Origin of the sequence: Paenibacillus sp. P3E (assembly GCF_001909045.1) — a bacterium.
Classification (GTDB): Bacteria; Bacillota; Bacilli; order Paenibacillales; family Paenibacillaceae; genus Paenibacillus_AQ; species Paenibacillus_AQ helianthi.
On the sequence record NZ_LVWH01000019.1, the window covers coordinates 1 to 14,641 of the forward strand.

The 14,641-nt window shown below is 52.1% G+C and carries 13 protein-coding genes, 1 pseudogene and 1 riboswitch; of the genes and pseudogenes, 1 reads left to right on the forward strand and 13 read right to left on the reverse strand.

Annotated features, from left to right (window positions below; genetic code table 11):
* Nucleotides 1–357: 357 nt before the first annotated feature.
* The 12 genes from A3842_RS04040 to A3842_RS33165 all read right to left on the reverse strand — a co-directional run bounded on the left by A3842_RS04040 (nt 358) and on the right by A3842_RS33165 (nt 12,872).
* Nucleotides 358–1,242: a UbiA-like polyprenyltransferase gene (locus A3842_RS04040; protein ID WP_074100532.1), complete on the reverse strand. Its 885-nt coding sequence runs from the start codon at nt 1,240–1,242 to the stop codon at nt 358–360.
* Nucleotide 1,243: 1 nt separating this feature from the next.
* Complete coding sequence (locus A3842_RS04045) at nt 1,244–2,545, reverse strand: aspartate aminotransferase family protein (protein ID WP_074100533.1); 1,302 nt, start codon at nt 2,543–2,545, stop codon at nt 1,244–1,246.
* Nucleotides 2,546–2,691: 146 nt separating this feature from the next.
* Entirely contained in the window at nt 2,692–4,617 is a 1,926-nt protein-coding gene (locus A3842_RS04050) for a peptidase U32 family protein (RefSeq protein ID WP_074086736.1), read from the reverse strand.
* 20 nt (nt 4,618–4,637) lie between these two features.
* Complete coding sequence (locus A3842_RS04055; protein WP_074086735.1) at nt 4,638–5,429, reverse strand: energy-coupling factor transporter transmembrane component T family protein; 792 nt, start codon at nt 5,427–5,429, stop codon at nt 4,638–4,640.
* Complete coding sequence (locus A3842_RS04060) at nt 5,422–6,321, reverse strand: energy-coupling factor transporter ATPase (protein ID WP_074086734.1); 900 nt, start codon at nt 6,319–6,321, stop codon at nt 5,422–5,424. The genes A3842_RS04055 and A3842_RS04060 overlap by 8 nt, the downstream gene beginning before the upstream one ends.
* Nucleotides 6,306–7,166: an ATP-binding cassette domain-containing protein gene (locus A3842_RS04065; protein WP_074100534.1), complete on the reverse strand. Its 861-nt coding sequence runs from the start codon at nt 7,164–7,166 to the stop codon at nt 6,306–6,308. The genes A3842_RS04060 and A3842_RS04065 overlap by 16 nt, the downstream gene beginning before the upstream one ends.
* Nucleotides 7,167–7,196: 30 nt before the next feature.
* Nucleotides 7,197–7,748 carry a Gx transporter family protein gene (locus A3842_RS04070; protein WP_074100535.1) on the reverse strand — a complete coding sequence of 184 codons (552 nt, stop codon included), beginning with the start codon at nt 7,746–7,748 and terminating at the stop codon, nt 7,197–7,199.
* Nucleotides 7,732–8,124, reverse strand: coding sequence for a NusG domain II-containing protein (locus A3842_RS04075; RefSeq protein ID WP_074086731.1), 393 nt, complete (start codon nt 8,122–8,124; stop codon nt 7,732–7,734). The genes A3842_RS04070 and A3842_RS04075 overlap by 17 nt, the downstream gene beginning before the upstream one ends.
* Nucleotides 8,125–8,307: 183 nt before the next feature.
* Entirely contained in the window at nt 8,308–9,819 is a 1,512-nt protein-coding gene (locus A3842_RS04080; protein WP_305953370.1) for an HD-GYP domain-containing protein, read from the reverse strand.
* A 525-nt stretch (nt 9,820–10,344) separates the two neighbouring features.
* A complete protein-coding gene (locus A3842_RS04085) occupies nt 10,345–11,286 on the reverse strand; it encodes an alpha/beta hydrolase (RefSeq protein WP_074100536.1) in 942 nt (313 codons plus the stop codon).
* A 262-nt stretch (nt 11,287–11,548) separates the two neighbouring features.
* Nucleotides 11,549–11,911, reverse strand: a complete 363-nt coding sequence (locus A3842_RS33160; protein ID WP_256701498.1) for an LPXTG cell wall anchor domain-containing protein — start codon at nt 11,909–11,911, stop codon at nt 11,549–11,551.
* Nucleotides 11,853–12,872 carry a hypothetical protein gene (locus tag A3842_RS33165; protein WP_256701499.1) on the reverse strand — a complete coding sequence of 340 codons (1,020 nt, stop codon included), beginning with the start codon at nt 12,870–12,872 and terminating at the stop codon, nt 11,853–11,855. Before A3842_RS33165 ends, A3842_RS33160 begins: the two co-directional genes overlap by 59 nt.
* On the opposite strand from A3842_RS33165, the gene A3842_RS33170 reads away from it, so the two are divergent.
* Nucleotides 12,859–13,014, forward strand: coding sequence for a hypothetical protein (locus A3842_RS33170; protein WP_256701500.1), 156 nt, complete (start codon nt 12,859–12,861; stop codon nt 13,012–13,014). The two genes, A3842_RS33165 and A3842_RS33170, sit on opposite strands and share 14 nt — an antisense overlap.
* 22 nt (nt 13,015–13,036) lie before the next feature.
* On the opposite strand, the pseudogene A3842_RS33690 reads toward A3842_RS33170, so the two are convergent.
* Nucleotides 13,037–13,864, reverse strand: a pseudogene (locus A3842_RS33690) (choice-of-anchor A family protein); the annotation flags it as partial.
* A 76-nt stretch (nt 13,865–13,940) separates the two neighbouring features.
* Nucleotides 13,941–14,031, reverse strand: a riboswitch (cyclic di-GMP riboswitch).
* Nucleotides 14,032–14,641: the final 610 nt, after the last annotated feature.

A 14,641-nucleotide genomic window follows, 5' to 3' on the forward strand; every position in this document is an offset into this window, starting at 1 on the left:
GGGTTGGGGTTTATCTCTCGAGCTCTTAAGGCAGTTTGTCTTTGAACGATGGCCCCGGCGGGACAGAGTTCAAGGGTTGCTCCGCCCTACCGAGCAAGGAAAGCCGCGTAAGCCAGCTTTCCGCGCCGATGCGCCCTGCCCACCCCCTGCTGGGCAGGCTAGCGTGGGGTGGGCCAAGGCAAGGTTAGGACGGAGCGGAGGGGAAGTTTGGAACTGTAGGAGCGATAGCGTCCGCCTTTGTCTCCAGATGTTATCGCTAATAGCGATCTAATCCAAAACATCTGGAGACAACAGCGGCCGGAAGTCCAAACATTCCCCGGAGCGGAGCCTCTCCTAACCGCGCCCCCCGCCAAACCCCTAACTCACATAAAAATAATCAATCAGCGTACACAGCAATATCACCATACTGATTACCTGATTCAAATTATACGAAGCCACCTTCATCAGCCGCCGGTTATGCGGCTTAATAATGCGGTGCTCGGTCATCAGCAGCATTGTAGCAATGCCGATACCGACCAGGTACATCCAGCCCAGATCTCGCCAGAGGTACAAGAACAGCAGCAGCATAATCATAATGAAATGCAGGCCTTTGGAAATGCGCAGCGCATTCTCCAGTCCGAAGAAGCTGGGAATCGACCACAGACCGTTCCTGCGGTCAAAATCGATATCCTGGGTGCCGTAGATGATATCAAACCCGGCGATCCAGAGCATAACGACTGTGCCGATCACGAACGGGGTAAAGGCGATATTTCCCGTCACTGCAAACCAGGCGCCAATCGGCGCCGAGGCAATCACAAAGCCCAAATACAAATGGCTTAAGAACGTGAAGCGTTTGGTATACGAATAGGATGAGATCAGAACGATGGCCACTGGCGACAGCACCAGACAGAGCAGATTCAGCATGCCGGAGGCTACAATGAACAAGGCATAGTTGACGATGATGAAGAAAATAACTTCCTTCTCCGCAAGCAGCCGCTGCGGCAGATGACGGTGCGCTGTGCGCGGATTTTTGCCGTCAAAGGTTCGGTCAACCAGACGGTTAAAGGCGTTAGCACCATTCCGCGCACCGATTAGAGCAATAAGTCCCCACAGCATCATGTGGCCGGATGGCCAACCCCCTGCAGCCCAGACCATCGAAATGATGGCGAAGGGCAGCGAAAACAGCGTATGGGAAAACATCACCAGCTCGCTGAACATTTTCAGCTTGAGCGCAGAGGTTTTGACAGCATTTAAGATGGCCATATCATTCTTCCTTTTCTGTAGAAACTTGCTGCAGCACTTCATTCAAAGCAGTCAGCATGCCTTCAATATCCTCAGCGGTAATCACCAGGGGAGGCTGGAAGGCCAGCACGTTGCGGCCTATGCCATTTTTGCCGATCAAATATCCGCGATCCTTCATCGCTTCCAGTACATCGTCGGTCAGCGTAGCCGAACCGGCAGCATCCGGACCCGCCAGCTCTGCACCCAGCATCAGACCAGTTCCCCGTACGTCAACGATCATTCCCGGATAACGTTCCTGAAGCGACTCCAGGCCTCCCTTGAGTCGAGCCCCCAATTCGGCTGCGCGCTCCGGCAGCTGTTCGTCGCGGATATAGTCGAGTACCGCCAGTGCCGTAGCCGCCGACACCGGATTCCCCCCGAAGGTTGAAGCGGAAGGCCGGTTCAAGGATGCCGCAATGTCATCTGTGGTCGCAAAGGCTGCTACCGGAACCCCGTTGCCCAGCGCTTTGGCCATACTGATAATATCCGGCACAACGTCAAAATGCTCCATAGCAAACATAGCTCCCGTACGGCCGTAGCCCGTCTGAATCTCATCGTCGATCAGCAGCACGCCGTACGCCTCCAGCAGCGCTTTGACCTCGCGGAAATAGGTGAGGGCAGGCATAATCATGCCCCCATTCCCCTGAATCGGCTCAACGATCATCGCAGCGATCGTGTGGCCTTTTTCCTTCAGCACCCGCTCCAGGCTTTTCAGAGAAACGGCTGCAGCCTCCTCCAGCGTAAGCTCCGGGTGATACGGACGCTCGATAAACGTTACATCTTCATCCAAGTATTGATCCGTTCTCCACATTTGCAGCCCGGTTACACTCATCGTCAGATTGGTCCGCCCGTGCAGCCCGCTCTCCAGAGCAATGAAGCCTTTGCGGCCGGTATGCATTCTGGCTAGCAGAAGTGCCCCCTCATTGGCCTCCGAGCCGCTGTTGACGAAGAAGCTGCGGCGCAGATTCCCCGGAAGCACCTCTTCCAATCGCTCTGCCAAATCCACATTCGGCTGCGTAAGATACACTGTCGAGGTATGCTGGAGCTGCTGAAGCTGCGCAATCGTACGTCCTGTAATTACAGGGTTGCAGTGACCGCAGGCGACAACCGATACCCCGGCAAAAAAGTCCGTATACGGCTTGCCGTTCTCATCATAGACAAACTGCATGCTTCCACGCACGAGCTGCGGCGCATCCCGGTAAAAGTGTGCGGTACAGGGATAGAAATATTGCTTTCTTTTGGCGGCAACCGCTGTTCTTCCAATGGCTGTCTCTTGTTGCTTCATGAAGGGTTCCTCTCTTTCAGGCGCCCGTCCGGGCGGTACAGTAGGGATTATGAATCTGTAAAATTTCTTTGTGAAAAAAATAACTTAACAATCATACGTTTACCGTTATTATACGCTCCATGGCGATATTTTAAAATTTAAATAATTCAATTAAACTGCAGGGCACCGAGCGTATAACCAGCATACACAGGCGTAAGTCCGCCCAGTAGATCCTCTTGCGAATGTGTTCCGCGAAGGGCAGCCTGGTAGGCGGCAATGATTGTCCGCAGCTCTTCTGTACTGTATGTGGCGCCCTCGATCCGGAAGCTGGCAATACCGAGTCCGCGCATTTCGTTCAGCATTGGCAGGTAGCAAAGTTCTTTGGAGAAGAGCAGATGGCAGCGCCCAAATTGGTCACGGTAGACTGGATTTTCACCCTTATCGGTTTTGAGAACCAGTACATCATTACGGACATAGAGATTATCTTCTTCAGCAATAGGCTCCATAACCTCGGTATTCTCATATAGATCATGTTCCATGTACATCAGCGCCGGTGTGCCGTGAACAACAACCTCCAGCGGCAGATCACAACGCGAGGTGAAGGCGGCAAAATGCTCCATCGTCATTTCCGGTGATACGGTCAGCTTTTCCAGCCCCAGTCCGGCGTACAGCCCTGCAGAAAGATGATTGTAGATATTCAGATTGGCATCACCGATCAACGGGTACCCGTAAGCTCTGTAGCGCCGAATGGCCCCAAGATTGGTAATCATCAGTCCATCAATAGGCAGTCGTTCTCCGTTCAGCAAATGATCATACTGGTTAAAATGAAGCTCGTTCATCATCCGCGGCATGCCAAGGTACAACCGGGTATTCCCTTTAATGGCCCCAAGCTCCTTAATATCTTGCTTCGTAAACGGCCGGTCCGGCTCAAATACATCTCCAGGCAGATACAGGCTCTCTACACCCATTTCGATGACCAGACGGGCCTGCTCCATATTATTCACACGTACAGCTAGTTCCGGTACAGCTTTTGAACCCTTTCCTGCCTCGGCCAGACGTTCGCGCAGCTCCTGCACCCGGGTTTCGGACAGCTCGCGTTCGGCAGTTGGCGTACTGAATACCTTACCCGTGCTGTAGAATTTGCCTGTACCTTCGTACCGGCGGTTAATGTTCGACAGACCTGGTTTGCCAAAAGCGTAAGCGGTGGAGAAATCGCGTTTGCGGTTTTTGTATAGCTCTTTGGAGTCCACAGTCCGGTCAAAGCCAATCGGATCTTCAATATACCGGTCAATAGCCTCACTGTAGCTGTTCGCCAGGGAGACCATGAATTCCTTATCGCGCATCCGGCCTTCAATTTTGAAAGAGGTAATTCCTGATTCGATCAGCTCCGGAAGATGCTCATACATGAACATATCCTTGACGGCCAGCGGATATTCTGCCGGGAATACATATCCGTCCCGCTTAATCCGGTAATCCCAGCGGCAAGGCTTCATACATTTGCCACGGTTGCTGCTCATCCCGAATACCTGGGAGCTGAAATAGCAGTTCGCCCCGTGAACAGAGCACATATCACCATGAACAAAGTATTCCAGCTCCATGCCGCTCTGCTGCCCCAGCAGCTTAGCCGTCTGCAGGTCCATTTCCCGCGAGGTAACCACCCGGCTTACTCCAAGATCACGCAGCGCGTAGATCATCTCCAGATTGTGTACATTCATCATGACCGAAGCATGGATAGGAACGGTAAGCGCCATCTCGCGGATCAGCTCCAGCACTGCCATATCCTGAACAATCAGCGCATCCGGACGGACCTCGTCAAGAAACCGCAGATAGGCTCTCGCTTCCTCCACATCATCTTCGCTGAAAAGATTGTTTACGGTGATATATACTTTTTTATCTAAACTGTGGGCGATGTCCAGGGCTTCAATAATTTCTTCATGCGATAGATTATAGCCTTTGCGCATCATTCTCATATTGAGTACAGGACCGCCAAAATACACCGCATCACAGCCCGACTCGACCACTGCCTTGAAAATATCAAATGTTCCCGCAGGTGCGAGCAATTCAATTTCTTTTCCGTTAAAAAATCTTGCCATTACCTATTCCTCCTAAAATATCACAATAATGCCACTGCAACTCCCATGATAATAAACATAGCAACAAAAACAGTATCGGCAGCGCCCCACCTCAAACGGTGATACCGGCTGCGCGGAGCATCCATGCGGAAGCCTCTGGCTTCCATGGAATAGACCAGATCCTGTGCCCGCCGGAAGGCGCTGGAGATCACCGGCACAAGCAGCGACACCAGCATCCGCGCTTTCTCTTTCAAAGGCAGCTCCTGCAGATCAGCTCCGCGGGAGGCCTGGGCCTTCATAATAATCTGCGATTCATCTAGAATCGTAGGAATAAACCGCAGCGCAATGCTGATCATCAGCGTGATCCGGTCCGGCGACAGTCCTAATTTCTTGAAGGGTGCCAGGATCCCCTCTAGTCCCTGATTGAGCTTGCCAGGCGTTGTGGTAAAGGTAAGGAGCGCCGTGAACGTGATCAGAAACAGCATGCGGATGACAGAAAAAGCAGCCAGGCGCAGCCCCCCCTCATGCAGCGAGAACGAGCCGGCGGACCAGAGCACATCTCCCTCTTTGACGGACAGAAGCTGTACGATGAAGATGAACAGCATCAAATAACGCAAGGGCTTGGCCGCCTTGATGAAATACTTCAGCGGAATACGCGTCGAAGCCATGATCGTAATCGAAAATACAGCCAGCAGCGCCATCGACAGCCAGGAATCCGACAGCAGAATTACAGCTACATACAGTAGCATCCCGGTAAGCTTGGAACGCGCATCCAGCTTGTGCACCCACGAGCCGGTCTCAATGCTTCGTCCCAGCAGCAGCCGCTCATTCATGGGCATCCCCCATTCCTGCCGAGTTGCCTGATCTGACGGTCCCCGGTAATGAAGCGATCAGCTCGGCAAGACTCTCAGCGGTAAGGCGGGGCCTCTCGCCCGCAAGGCCGAACTGGCCGGCAATGGCGTGCCAGTAACGGAGCGAATGCGGCACACCCAGACCGCAGCGCGTAAGGATGTCCGGATCGGCAGCAAGCTCTCCACCGCTGCCCTGAAATGCAATTTTCCCGTCCTTTAACAGAATCCAGCGGTCAGCAACCGGCAGCAGTTCATCCATCCGGTGGGTTACGATAATAACCGTCCGGCCCTGTTCGCGGCAGAGACGCTCCAATTGCGCGATCAACTCCGCGCGGCTGACCGGGTCCAGAGTGGCGGTCGGCTCGTCCAGCACGACAATTTCCGGGTCCATGGCCAGTACGGAGGCGATGGCTGCCTTACGCATCTGTCCTCCGCTTAAGCGGAATGGATTGCGCGAGAGCAAGGCGAGGTCCAGCCCCATTTCGAGCATGGCTTTGCGTGCGCGCTCCTTGGCCTCCTCCGGACTCATGCCAAAGTTGAGCGGTCCGAAGATCAGGTCCTTTTCCACCGTATCTTCGAACATCTGCTGCTCCGGAAATTGAAAGACCAGTCCGACCCGGCGGCGCAGCGGCAGCAGCTTCGGTGATTTCTCACCGGCCCGTATAGTCACATCCAGCACTTTTACCGTCCCCTGCGTTGGTTTAAGGATGCCATTAAAGAGCTGCAGCAGCGTAGATTTGCCCGAACCCGTTGCACCCGCAATCCCGGTAAGCGAGCCTTTGGGAATACCAAGGGTAATATCATGCAGCGCCGTCTGCTTCCACAAGCTTTTCTCGGCGTAAGTAAAGCTTACTTGCTCTAGTTGTATGGCCATAGTGTATCTATTAGCTCCTTTTCGCTGGCGGGCACATCCACCCTGATTCCCCGGCTTTGCAGCTCCCGGGCAAGACGCCAAGGATACGGCTCCAGCAGATGGCATTTCTCCAGAAGCTCTGCATTCCCGAACAGTGCCTGCGGGGTCGTATCAGCGGCAAGACCACCGCCATGCAGGGCCAGTACCCGGTCCGAGGCCAGGATCTCGTCCGCATCATGCGTGATCATCAGGATGGTGTACTGCCCATCTGATCTCATCCCTTGAAGAATGCGCAGCAGCTCATCACGGCTCGCCTCATCCAACATGGAAGAGGCCTCGTCAAAGATGACGATGCCTGGCTTCATAGCTAGGATGGATGCAATGGCGACACGCTGCTTCTGTCCACCCGACAGCTCGCCCGGATGCTTGGCCAGCAGATCCTCAATCCCCAGCTTCAAGGTATAGGTTCTCAGGCGTTCCTCCATCTCCGCGTAGGGCAAACACAGCCCCTCCAGCCCAAACAATATATCTTCCTCCACCGTAGCCCCGATGAATTGATTGTCGGGATTCTGGAACACCATACCGATGCATTGGCGGATGGCGCCAATCGTTTCTTCACCCAGCTGATGGCCGCATATGGTGATCTCTCCGCCGCTTTTGGGCAGTAGGGCGTTCATCAGCTTAACCAGTGTGGACTTGCCGCAGCCGTTCGGTCCTACTATACTCACCCACTGGCCCTGTGGAATGGATACGCTGATATTGTGGAGAATAGGATGCTCCGGATCATAGCCAAAAGATACTCCGTCCAGCTGGATCACAGCCGGCACCCCGCCTGCATTCTCCACGTCTTGATATGCTTTATTCATGTTAGTCATCCCTCCGCTGATGGGTCCGCTTTAGCCCAAAAACTCTTCAAACAGCGATATTTTGGACAGCGACGCTATTAGATAACGTACGGCGAAGCCAACTGCGATCCCCGTCACAATCCCGGTAATAAGCAGCACCGGCAAGTAATAGAAAATACTCATAGATTTGAATACAATGGCTGCCGCGAACAGCTGCCCCGTATTATGGGCCAGTCCACCCGCTATACTAATACCGATTACACTCAACTTCCCGCCTCCCCACTTCACCAGCAGGAACATCACCACAAAGCTGAGCAGCGATCCGAACAGACTGAAGAGAAGACTCGAAAAGGTGCCAAGCAGGAATGCTGTAAGCAATGTCTTCAGAATGACCAGCACAAAGGCGTCACGGCCCCGTAAAAAGAAAATACAGGTCAAAATCATGATATTGGCGAAGCCGAGCTTGGCGCCAGGCATGAGTCCGACCCCAACCAGAGGGATCTGGGCCTCCACTAAACTTAGTACTACAGCGACCGCTGCGAAAATAGCCACAATCACCGTACGCTTTAATGCTGTTGCCGATTCACTACTGGACATAGGCATCTATATCATCCTCCCCCGACACACCGCCTGCAATTTCTACTAACACCCGGTGCGGCAGGCACACGATGGTCTGCTTCGGACGGGTAATATGGCCAAAGCCCAGGCATACCTTATCGGGACAGTCCGCATCGTACATTTCAATCCCATAGTCATACACCTTCAGAATGTTATAGCCGCGCTCTGTGCGGATATCAATGGTTTGTTCTTCTTTTGTAAGCTTCACTGTCTTATACAGCTTGCCATCCACCGTTATATTAGCTACCAGGTTGTTTCCGGGTCCCGCCTTGTCGCTATCGTTCGAGAGCCATCTCGGCACGATAAAAGCAAGCGCGGCAATGAGCACGATGGAAATCAGCAGCACATCTGCGCGTTTCATAATGATCTCCCTTATTTTTTAGTTAAAATCCAGACTTATTAATTATAACGGTCTGTTTGCAATCCTTCAATGAATGTACTCGGGTTTTGTCGGTTTTAGGGAGCAGTTCACAAAATAGGCACGCAAGCAGAAGCGGATACCGGTCATAAATGGATGGCATCCGCTTCAATAAGAAATATTAGGTTATCCCGCCCGGCCTGGATAATCTGTTTTATCCAATTTCTCCGTTTTTCCGAAATAAGCCAGAAACAAACCGGCAAATTCAGGATCCCACTGGGTACCTCTTCCCTGTTCCAGAATAGCCAATGCCCGCTCATGATTCATCCCTTTGCGGTAGGGCCTGTCAGAGGTCATGGCATCATAAGCATCAGCCACGGCTATAATCCGGCCATGCAGCGGAATAGCTGTCCCGGCCAAGCCGTCCGGATATCCCTTGCCGTCATAACGTTCATGATGCGAGCGAACCCCGCCCAGGTAAGGCGCCATCTTTTCCACAGGCTCAATCTGTCGCAGAATATTCTCTCCAAGCACGGGATGGCTCTTGATCTGGTCAAATTCCTCATCGGTCAGAGCCTCCTCCTTAAAGAGCACGCTGTCCCGTACACCGATTTTGCCGATATCATGCAGCAGGGCAGACTTGCGCAAATTATCCAGCTTCTGCCCGGTGAGCCCCGCGAGCTGGCCAATAATTACCGAATATTCCGCCACCCGCAGCGAGTGCCCGGCAGTGTACGGATCCCGGGCATCCAGCGCTACGGCAAGGGTGGTGAAATAGCTGTCGAGCAATTGCCTGCTCTGACGCTCCCGGGCCTGCAGACCTCGGACCATCATATTAAAGCCGGCTACAAGCTTCGAGAATTCATCGGAGTATTCATCCTGCATCTGCAGCAGCTGCCCGTCTTTGATATGGTTCATCGCTTGGTATAACTCGTTAATGGGATGCTGCACACTTCGGGTTAGAAGCCAAGCCGCTATGGAAGAAAAAAGGGTGCCGATCATCAGCATAAGCCCCGCCCACTCCCAATAGTTCTGCATGCCCTCCACTAATCCGCTCCCCAGCGTTTCCAGCCTGATCTGGGTTGCCATAATAAATAGAATGAGCGGGAAAGTACCGATCAGCATACAAGTGACGAGAAATTTGGGGCGGATAGGCACAAACACATGGCCTTCCAGAGAAAAATCAACCATATACAAGGTCAATGCCCGGTTTCTGAATTCTTTAATCAGCGGAATGATCGCCGAGGCGGTCAAAAAAAACTCAATCAACGCATGCATACTTGCCACCAGAATGGCCCCGGCGACTGCAAGCACTAGATAGAAGTAGGGTAAGCTGATTAATCCGGTGCGGATCAACCATAAGGTCAGGAGCGACGCTGGCAGAGACAGTCCGAGGAAATGCGGACCCAATATCCGCTGTACCGCAAGCTTCGGCAGCCGGTGAGTATGCAGATAAGCTTCTTCCAGCATATCCAGTGACGGTTTCCGCTCTCTAAGTGCCCTCCGGATGGGCCGCATTTGTCTGAGGAAGACGTTGATCTCCGTCACAGCCATAATGACGAACGAGATCAGCAATACGTAGAGCAGCCGCAAATACTCAGTTTGGCTTATTTCAAGTGAGGAGAGAAGGATCAGACTTCCCACCGCAAGCACGGCAACCACGGAGCCGAATATGTAGTTACGAATCTGCTTTTTCAAAAAAACTCCGTATAAATTCATCGGGTCCCCCGTTTCCAGCCTTCCTTTAAGCTCAAAGATTTGCATTTCTTGGCATTCCATGATATTATTATAGAATATTTGTTTGCAGTATACATTATCCCCATCAAGAAGATGTCAAGCCGATTCGTTGCCCATTTATCTATTATCGGCATTTTGGACACAAAATCTTACGTTTTCTTGCAGTACTCTTCCTTTTTATGAGATTAAATTCGAACATAGTTTTCCGATTCGCACTGGCGCGGCCGCGGAGCCGCAAGGACAAAAGAGAGGTAGGGCTTTTGTCGTTTTGGAAGGATTATTCTCGCCACACGGCTGCTGGAAATAACAAGGATCAAGACACCCGTTCTTCTCACGGACGGCGGGGGATTAAATATACGCAGAAGACATGGCTTCACTGCTTTCTTGTACATAGGATGCAGTTCCATGTGTGGAACATATTAGCGCCCGATAATCGCAGTTTGCGGATATCGGGCGCGTCTACGTTTCCGGGGCTTTTATTCAAGGTTAATGGACGTAACGGGTCACAAAATCGGCTACTTTTGTTACATACGCTGCCTTGTCTGTGTCATACGCCAGGCCGTGTCCCGCACCATGGACTACAAGCTTGTCCTTGGGACTTCTGCATGCCCGGTAGAGTTCATCCATCATATGGAAGGGCACGAACTTATCGGCATCGCCGTGTATGAACAGTATCGGCACCCGGGCTTTGCGGATCTGCTTCAGCGCCGAAGCCTCTCCGAAGAAATACCCTGCCTTGATGCGGGTGATGAGGCTCGCCATATGTACAAAAGGAAAGCTCGGCAGATGGTACATCCGCCACAGCTGGTAAGACAGCTGCGCTTTGACAGAGGTATATCCGCAGTCAGCTACGATAACTTTTACCTGCGGCGGAAGCTCTTCCCCTGAAGTCATCATCACGGTTGCCCCGCCCATGGATATCCCGTGCAGCACAATCTGTGCCTCCGGCCCGTCCTCCGCGAGAATGTACCCGATCCACTTCAGATAATCCCGGCGCTCCGGCCAGCCGAATCCGATATAATCCCCCTTGCTGTCGCCATGTCCACGGGCATCGGGAATCAGCACATTATAGCCCATGGTCTCATAATAAATTTTGGCGCATGCCCCCATGTCCTTGCCTTTACCGGAATATCCGTGAGCTATAATAGCGGTCCGCCCTGCGGCACGCTCAGACGGCAGATAATAACCTCGCAGCGTCAGCCCGTCATCAGATGTAATTTCAATATTTCTGAAGGTGTGACGGGATACCCACTCCGCCCCTTCCCCCCAGGATGCCCCGGCAACCGGCGGGTCTACCTTAAGATCAGGAGTCTTGGCCAGAAACTCCTTCGGCGCCCGCTTGATCGCAACTCCATAAAAAAAGAATCCTGCATAAGTCACACCACCAGCAATAATCAGCAAGGCGGCAATTATAATTACACTCCACATGTTTGTCACCTTTCTTCGATAAAATGGAATCCCACTTCAGTGTGGCCTTAGCGCTACCCGATTTTCAGCATAGTATAACATGGCTCGAGACCAACTGGAAATGTAGCTGAATTCTGGCAAAATTCATAAAATGACCAAACAAAAGAACAGGACACCTCCATGGTGAAGGGGCCCTGTTCTTTTCACTTGTTATACTGCTGTAGTTATCTTTTTAACCCGCTAAAATATAGTATTCCATTATTTATAACAGTTGCATTTACTTTTACCGTTTGCGTTTATTGCTTCTTGCTGTTCTGCTGAGGAGCAAACCCAAGCCTGCTATTCCCAGACCAGCGATGTAATAAGGTGCCGGACTGGATTCCCCGGTCTGCGGCAGCTTGTCGGGTGTATCCACACTTCCCAAAGGAATCTCATCATCTAGTATCACTTCATCCCCAGACTTCGGTGTTGCTGTTGCTGACGGAGCAGGGGCAGGAGCTGGTGTAGGCTGGAGTGATGCTGTCGGCTGAGATGGAGCGAGCGTTGCCACCGGCCCCAAAGGTAATGGATCATCATTAATTACCGTATCATCTACAATCGTACCGATTATCGTTGTTGGCGTTGGTGTTGGCACAGTTACCGGCACGAAAATGACAGTAGTGTTTGACGTTGGTGTCGGTGTTACTACGCTTGTAGGTGTAGGCGACGGGTTCACCACCGGTGTTGGTGACGTTGACGCGCTTGGTGTTGGTGACGTCGACGCGCTCGGCGTTGGTGATGTTGATGCGCTCGGCGTTGGTGACGTCGATGTGCTCGGCGTTGGTGACGTCGACGCGCTCGGCGTTGGTGACGTCGATGTGCTCGGCGTTGGTGACGCGCTTGGTGGCGCTGTCGGTGTTGGTGTTGTCGATGCGCTTGGTGTTGGCGACGTCGATGCGCTTGGTGTTGGCGACGTCGACGCGCTCGGCGTTGGCGACGCGCTTGGCGGCGCTGTCGGTGTAGGCGTTGCCGATGCACTCGGCGTTGGTGACGGCGATGCGCTTGGTGTTGGCGACGCGCTTGGTGGCGCTGTCGGCGTTGGCGTTGCCGATGCACTTGGTGTTGGTGACGTCGACGCGCTCGGCGTTGGCGATGCGCTTGGTGGCGCTGTCGGTGTTGGTGACGTCGACGCGCTCGGCGTTGGCGATGCGCTTGGTGGCGCTGTCGGTGTTGGTGACGTCGACGCACTCGGCGTTGGTGATGTCGATGCGCTTGGTGTTGGTGACGCGCTTGGTGGCGCTGTCGGCGTTGGCGTTGCCGATGCACTCGGCGTTGGCGTTGCCGATGCGCTCGGCGTTGGCGACGTCGATGCGCTCGGTGTTGGTGATGTCGATGTGCTCGGTGTTGGTGACGCGCTTGGTGGCGCTGTCGGCGTTGGCGTTGCCGATGCGCTTGGTGTTGGTGACGTCGATGCGCTTGGTGTTGGTGACGCGCTTGGTGGCGCTGTCGGCGTTGGCGTTGCCGATGCGCTCGGCGTTGGCGACGTCGATGCGCTTGGTGTTGGTGTTGGCGATGCGCTTGGTGTTGGTGATGTCGATGCGCTCGGTATTGGTGATGTCGATGCGCATGGCGTTGGTGACGTCGATGCGCTTGGTGTTGGTGATGTCGATGCGCTTGGTGTTGGCGATGTCGATGCGCTTGGTGTTGGTGATGTCGATGCGCTTGGTGTTGGCGATGTCGATGCGCTTGGTGTTGGTGTTGGCTTTATAGGTGGTTCCGACCCGTCATATGGATAGTGGTGCATCTGCACATAACCACTGAAAGCTTTTGCGATTAGAGTGCCGTGAAGTTCTGCGTGATCATAAAAGACGCTGGCATGAGGAGCCAGTATGGTGCCTTCAATGGTTGTATTCCCAATATTCAAAGAAGCAGCTTCATAGAAATTGAACAGTACCTTACGGGGTTTGCCTCCCCAGAATTGAAAATTAGGAATCTTCACTGAGCTTCCGCTCACATTAATAACCACGGTGGCATCACCAGTTATATTGAACTGCAAGCCATTGGCATCAGCTAAATCTGCAGCGGCCAAATGAATGACATTATAGGAATCCGGAGCGTTAATGGTGATCTTCCCGTATTCTTTTACAAAAGGCTGTGTCTGCGGCAAAGCGGCTAATTCATCCGAACGCTGTATCAAAAACTGTTCCTCGGCTGCAAAATCAATCGGGGTTCCCTTCCGGGGAGTTTCCTTAAGGTCTGCACGTGTGTTGGTTATACTGCCGCCATATACTGCTGCGCCATATATTGTACCGTCTGTTAGACTGAGATTCTTGCCTGCAACCAGCACATCCCCGCCAGGCGCATCCTTGGATACACCGTATCCTTGCAAAGTAATATTCCCTTCAGCCGCAAGCCTTCCATGAATCTGATCATAAGATTGCGTGAAATCCCCAAATATAAATGCGTTAAAATTGCCGGCAACGCCCAAAACAGGTGTAGGGGTATACGGCATATTGGCCGCTGCGCTAACGTTCCATCCCCAGGTAATCGTACTGCCCAATACCAACACCCCTGCCAGTAGCAGAGCTGCTGCCTTCTGTGTTCTTTTTTTCAATCGCATGCACCTCCTAGTAACTTATTCTATGATTTCGCCAAAAACATATAACAACAAAAAAACCGCCACGAAGGGTTAGCTTCACGGCGGCCGGACGATCATAGCCCCTGCTTGCGGGCATTAGATTCCTGACTTTGCGTCCTGTCCTTTCGAACAGTTTGCGTTTATACATGATGGTGTGTAATTTGGCGATTCTTATGTAGTCTATGACAATTGTTACTTTCGAACTAGTTCCAGTTTATCCCTCAGATACCCCTATTGTCAATCTATTCCTTTAGTATTTTTCCAAGTGCTTGGCACACACAGATATTGGACAACCCCTTTATACAGAAGGGATTATTGCTTTCACACACCATAGCTTCACTCTGGGATACGAATAGCATCAGATCTAAGAGTTACTCTTAAACGTCCCAAACCTGTATTTTATCCGTAATTTAAAATATTAAAAAATAGTATTTTTGAACTATACGAGTACTATTCTGCATACTTGCAATATAACAAAAGAACTGCCACGGAAACAACCGTAAGCAGTTCTTGATCCACCTCTATGTATGCTATATGCGCTCTCGTAATCAGACAATGCGAATATAGCTGATTGGTATGTTACAGCAGTTGAATCCAGCCAATCATCGACATCCATAACGGAATGCTCAAAAATAGACCAAATGCCAAACCACGGCGGAGACTTCCTTCATGACTCATCATCATTCTCCTCTTTGGGGTGCTTTATTTTCTTACGCTTTAATCTTTAATATTTCAATTTTAATATATAATAATTCTTCG

Excerpts from the sequence above, each read along its gene's own strand:
- A3842_RS04040 (WP_074100532.1), bottom strand. The coding sequence starts at position 1,242 with ATGGCCATCTTAAATGCTGTCAAAACCTCTGCGCTCAAGCTGAAAATG.
- A3842_RS04045 (WP_074100533.1), bottom strand. The coding sequence starts at position 2,545 with ATGAAGCAACAAGAGACAGCCATTGGAAGAACAGCGGTTGCCGCCAAA.
- A3842_RS04050 (WP_074086736.1), bottom strand. The coding sequence starts at position 4,617 with ATGGCAAGATTTTTTAACGGAAAAGAAATTGAATTGCTCGCACCTGCG.
- A3842_RS04055 (WP_074086735.1), bottom strand. The coding sequence starts at position 5,429 with ATGAATGAGCGGCTGCTGCTGGGACGAAGCATTGAGACCGGCTCGTGG.
- A3842_RS04060 (WP_074086734.1), bottom strand. The coding sequence starts at position 6,321 with ATGGCCATACAACTAGAGCAAGTAAGCTTTACTTACGCCGAGAAAAGC.
- A3842_RS04065 (WP_074100534.1), bottom strand. The coding sequence starts at position 7,166 with ATGAATAAAGCATATCAAGACGTGGAGAATGCAGGCGGGGTGCCGGCT.
- A3842_RS04070 (WP_074100535.1), bottom strand. The coding sequence starts at position 7,748 with ATGCCTATGTCCAGTAGTGAATCGGCAACAGCATTAAAGCGTACGGTG.
- A3842_RS04075 (WP_074086731.1), bottom strand. The coding sequence starts at position 8,124 with ATGAAACGCGCAGATGTGCTGCTGATTTCCATCGTGCTCATTGCCGCG.
- A3842_RS04085 (WP_074100536.1), bottom strand. The coding sequence starts at position 11,286 with ATGTGGAGTGTAATTATAATTGCCGCCTTGCTGATTATTGCTGGTGGT.
- A3842_RS33170 (WP_256701500.1), top strand. The coding sequence starts at position 12,859 with ATGTCGATGCGCATGGCGTTGGTGACGTCGATGCGCTTGGTGTTGGTG.
- A3842_RS33165 (WP_256701499.1), bottom strand. The coding sequence starts at position 12,872 with ATGCGCATCGACATCACCAATACCGAGCGCATCGACATCACCAACACC.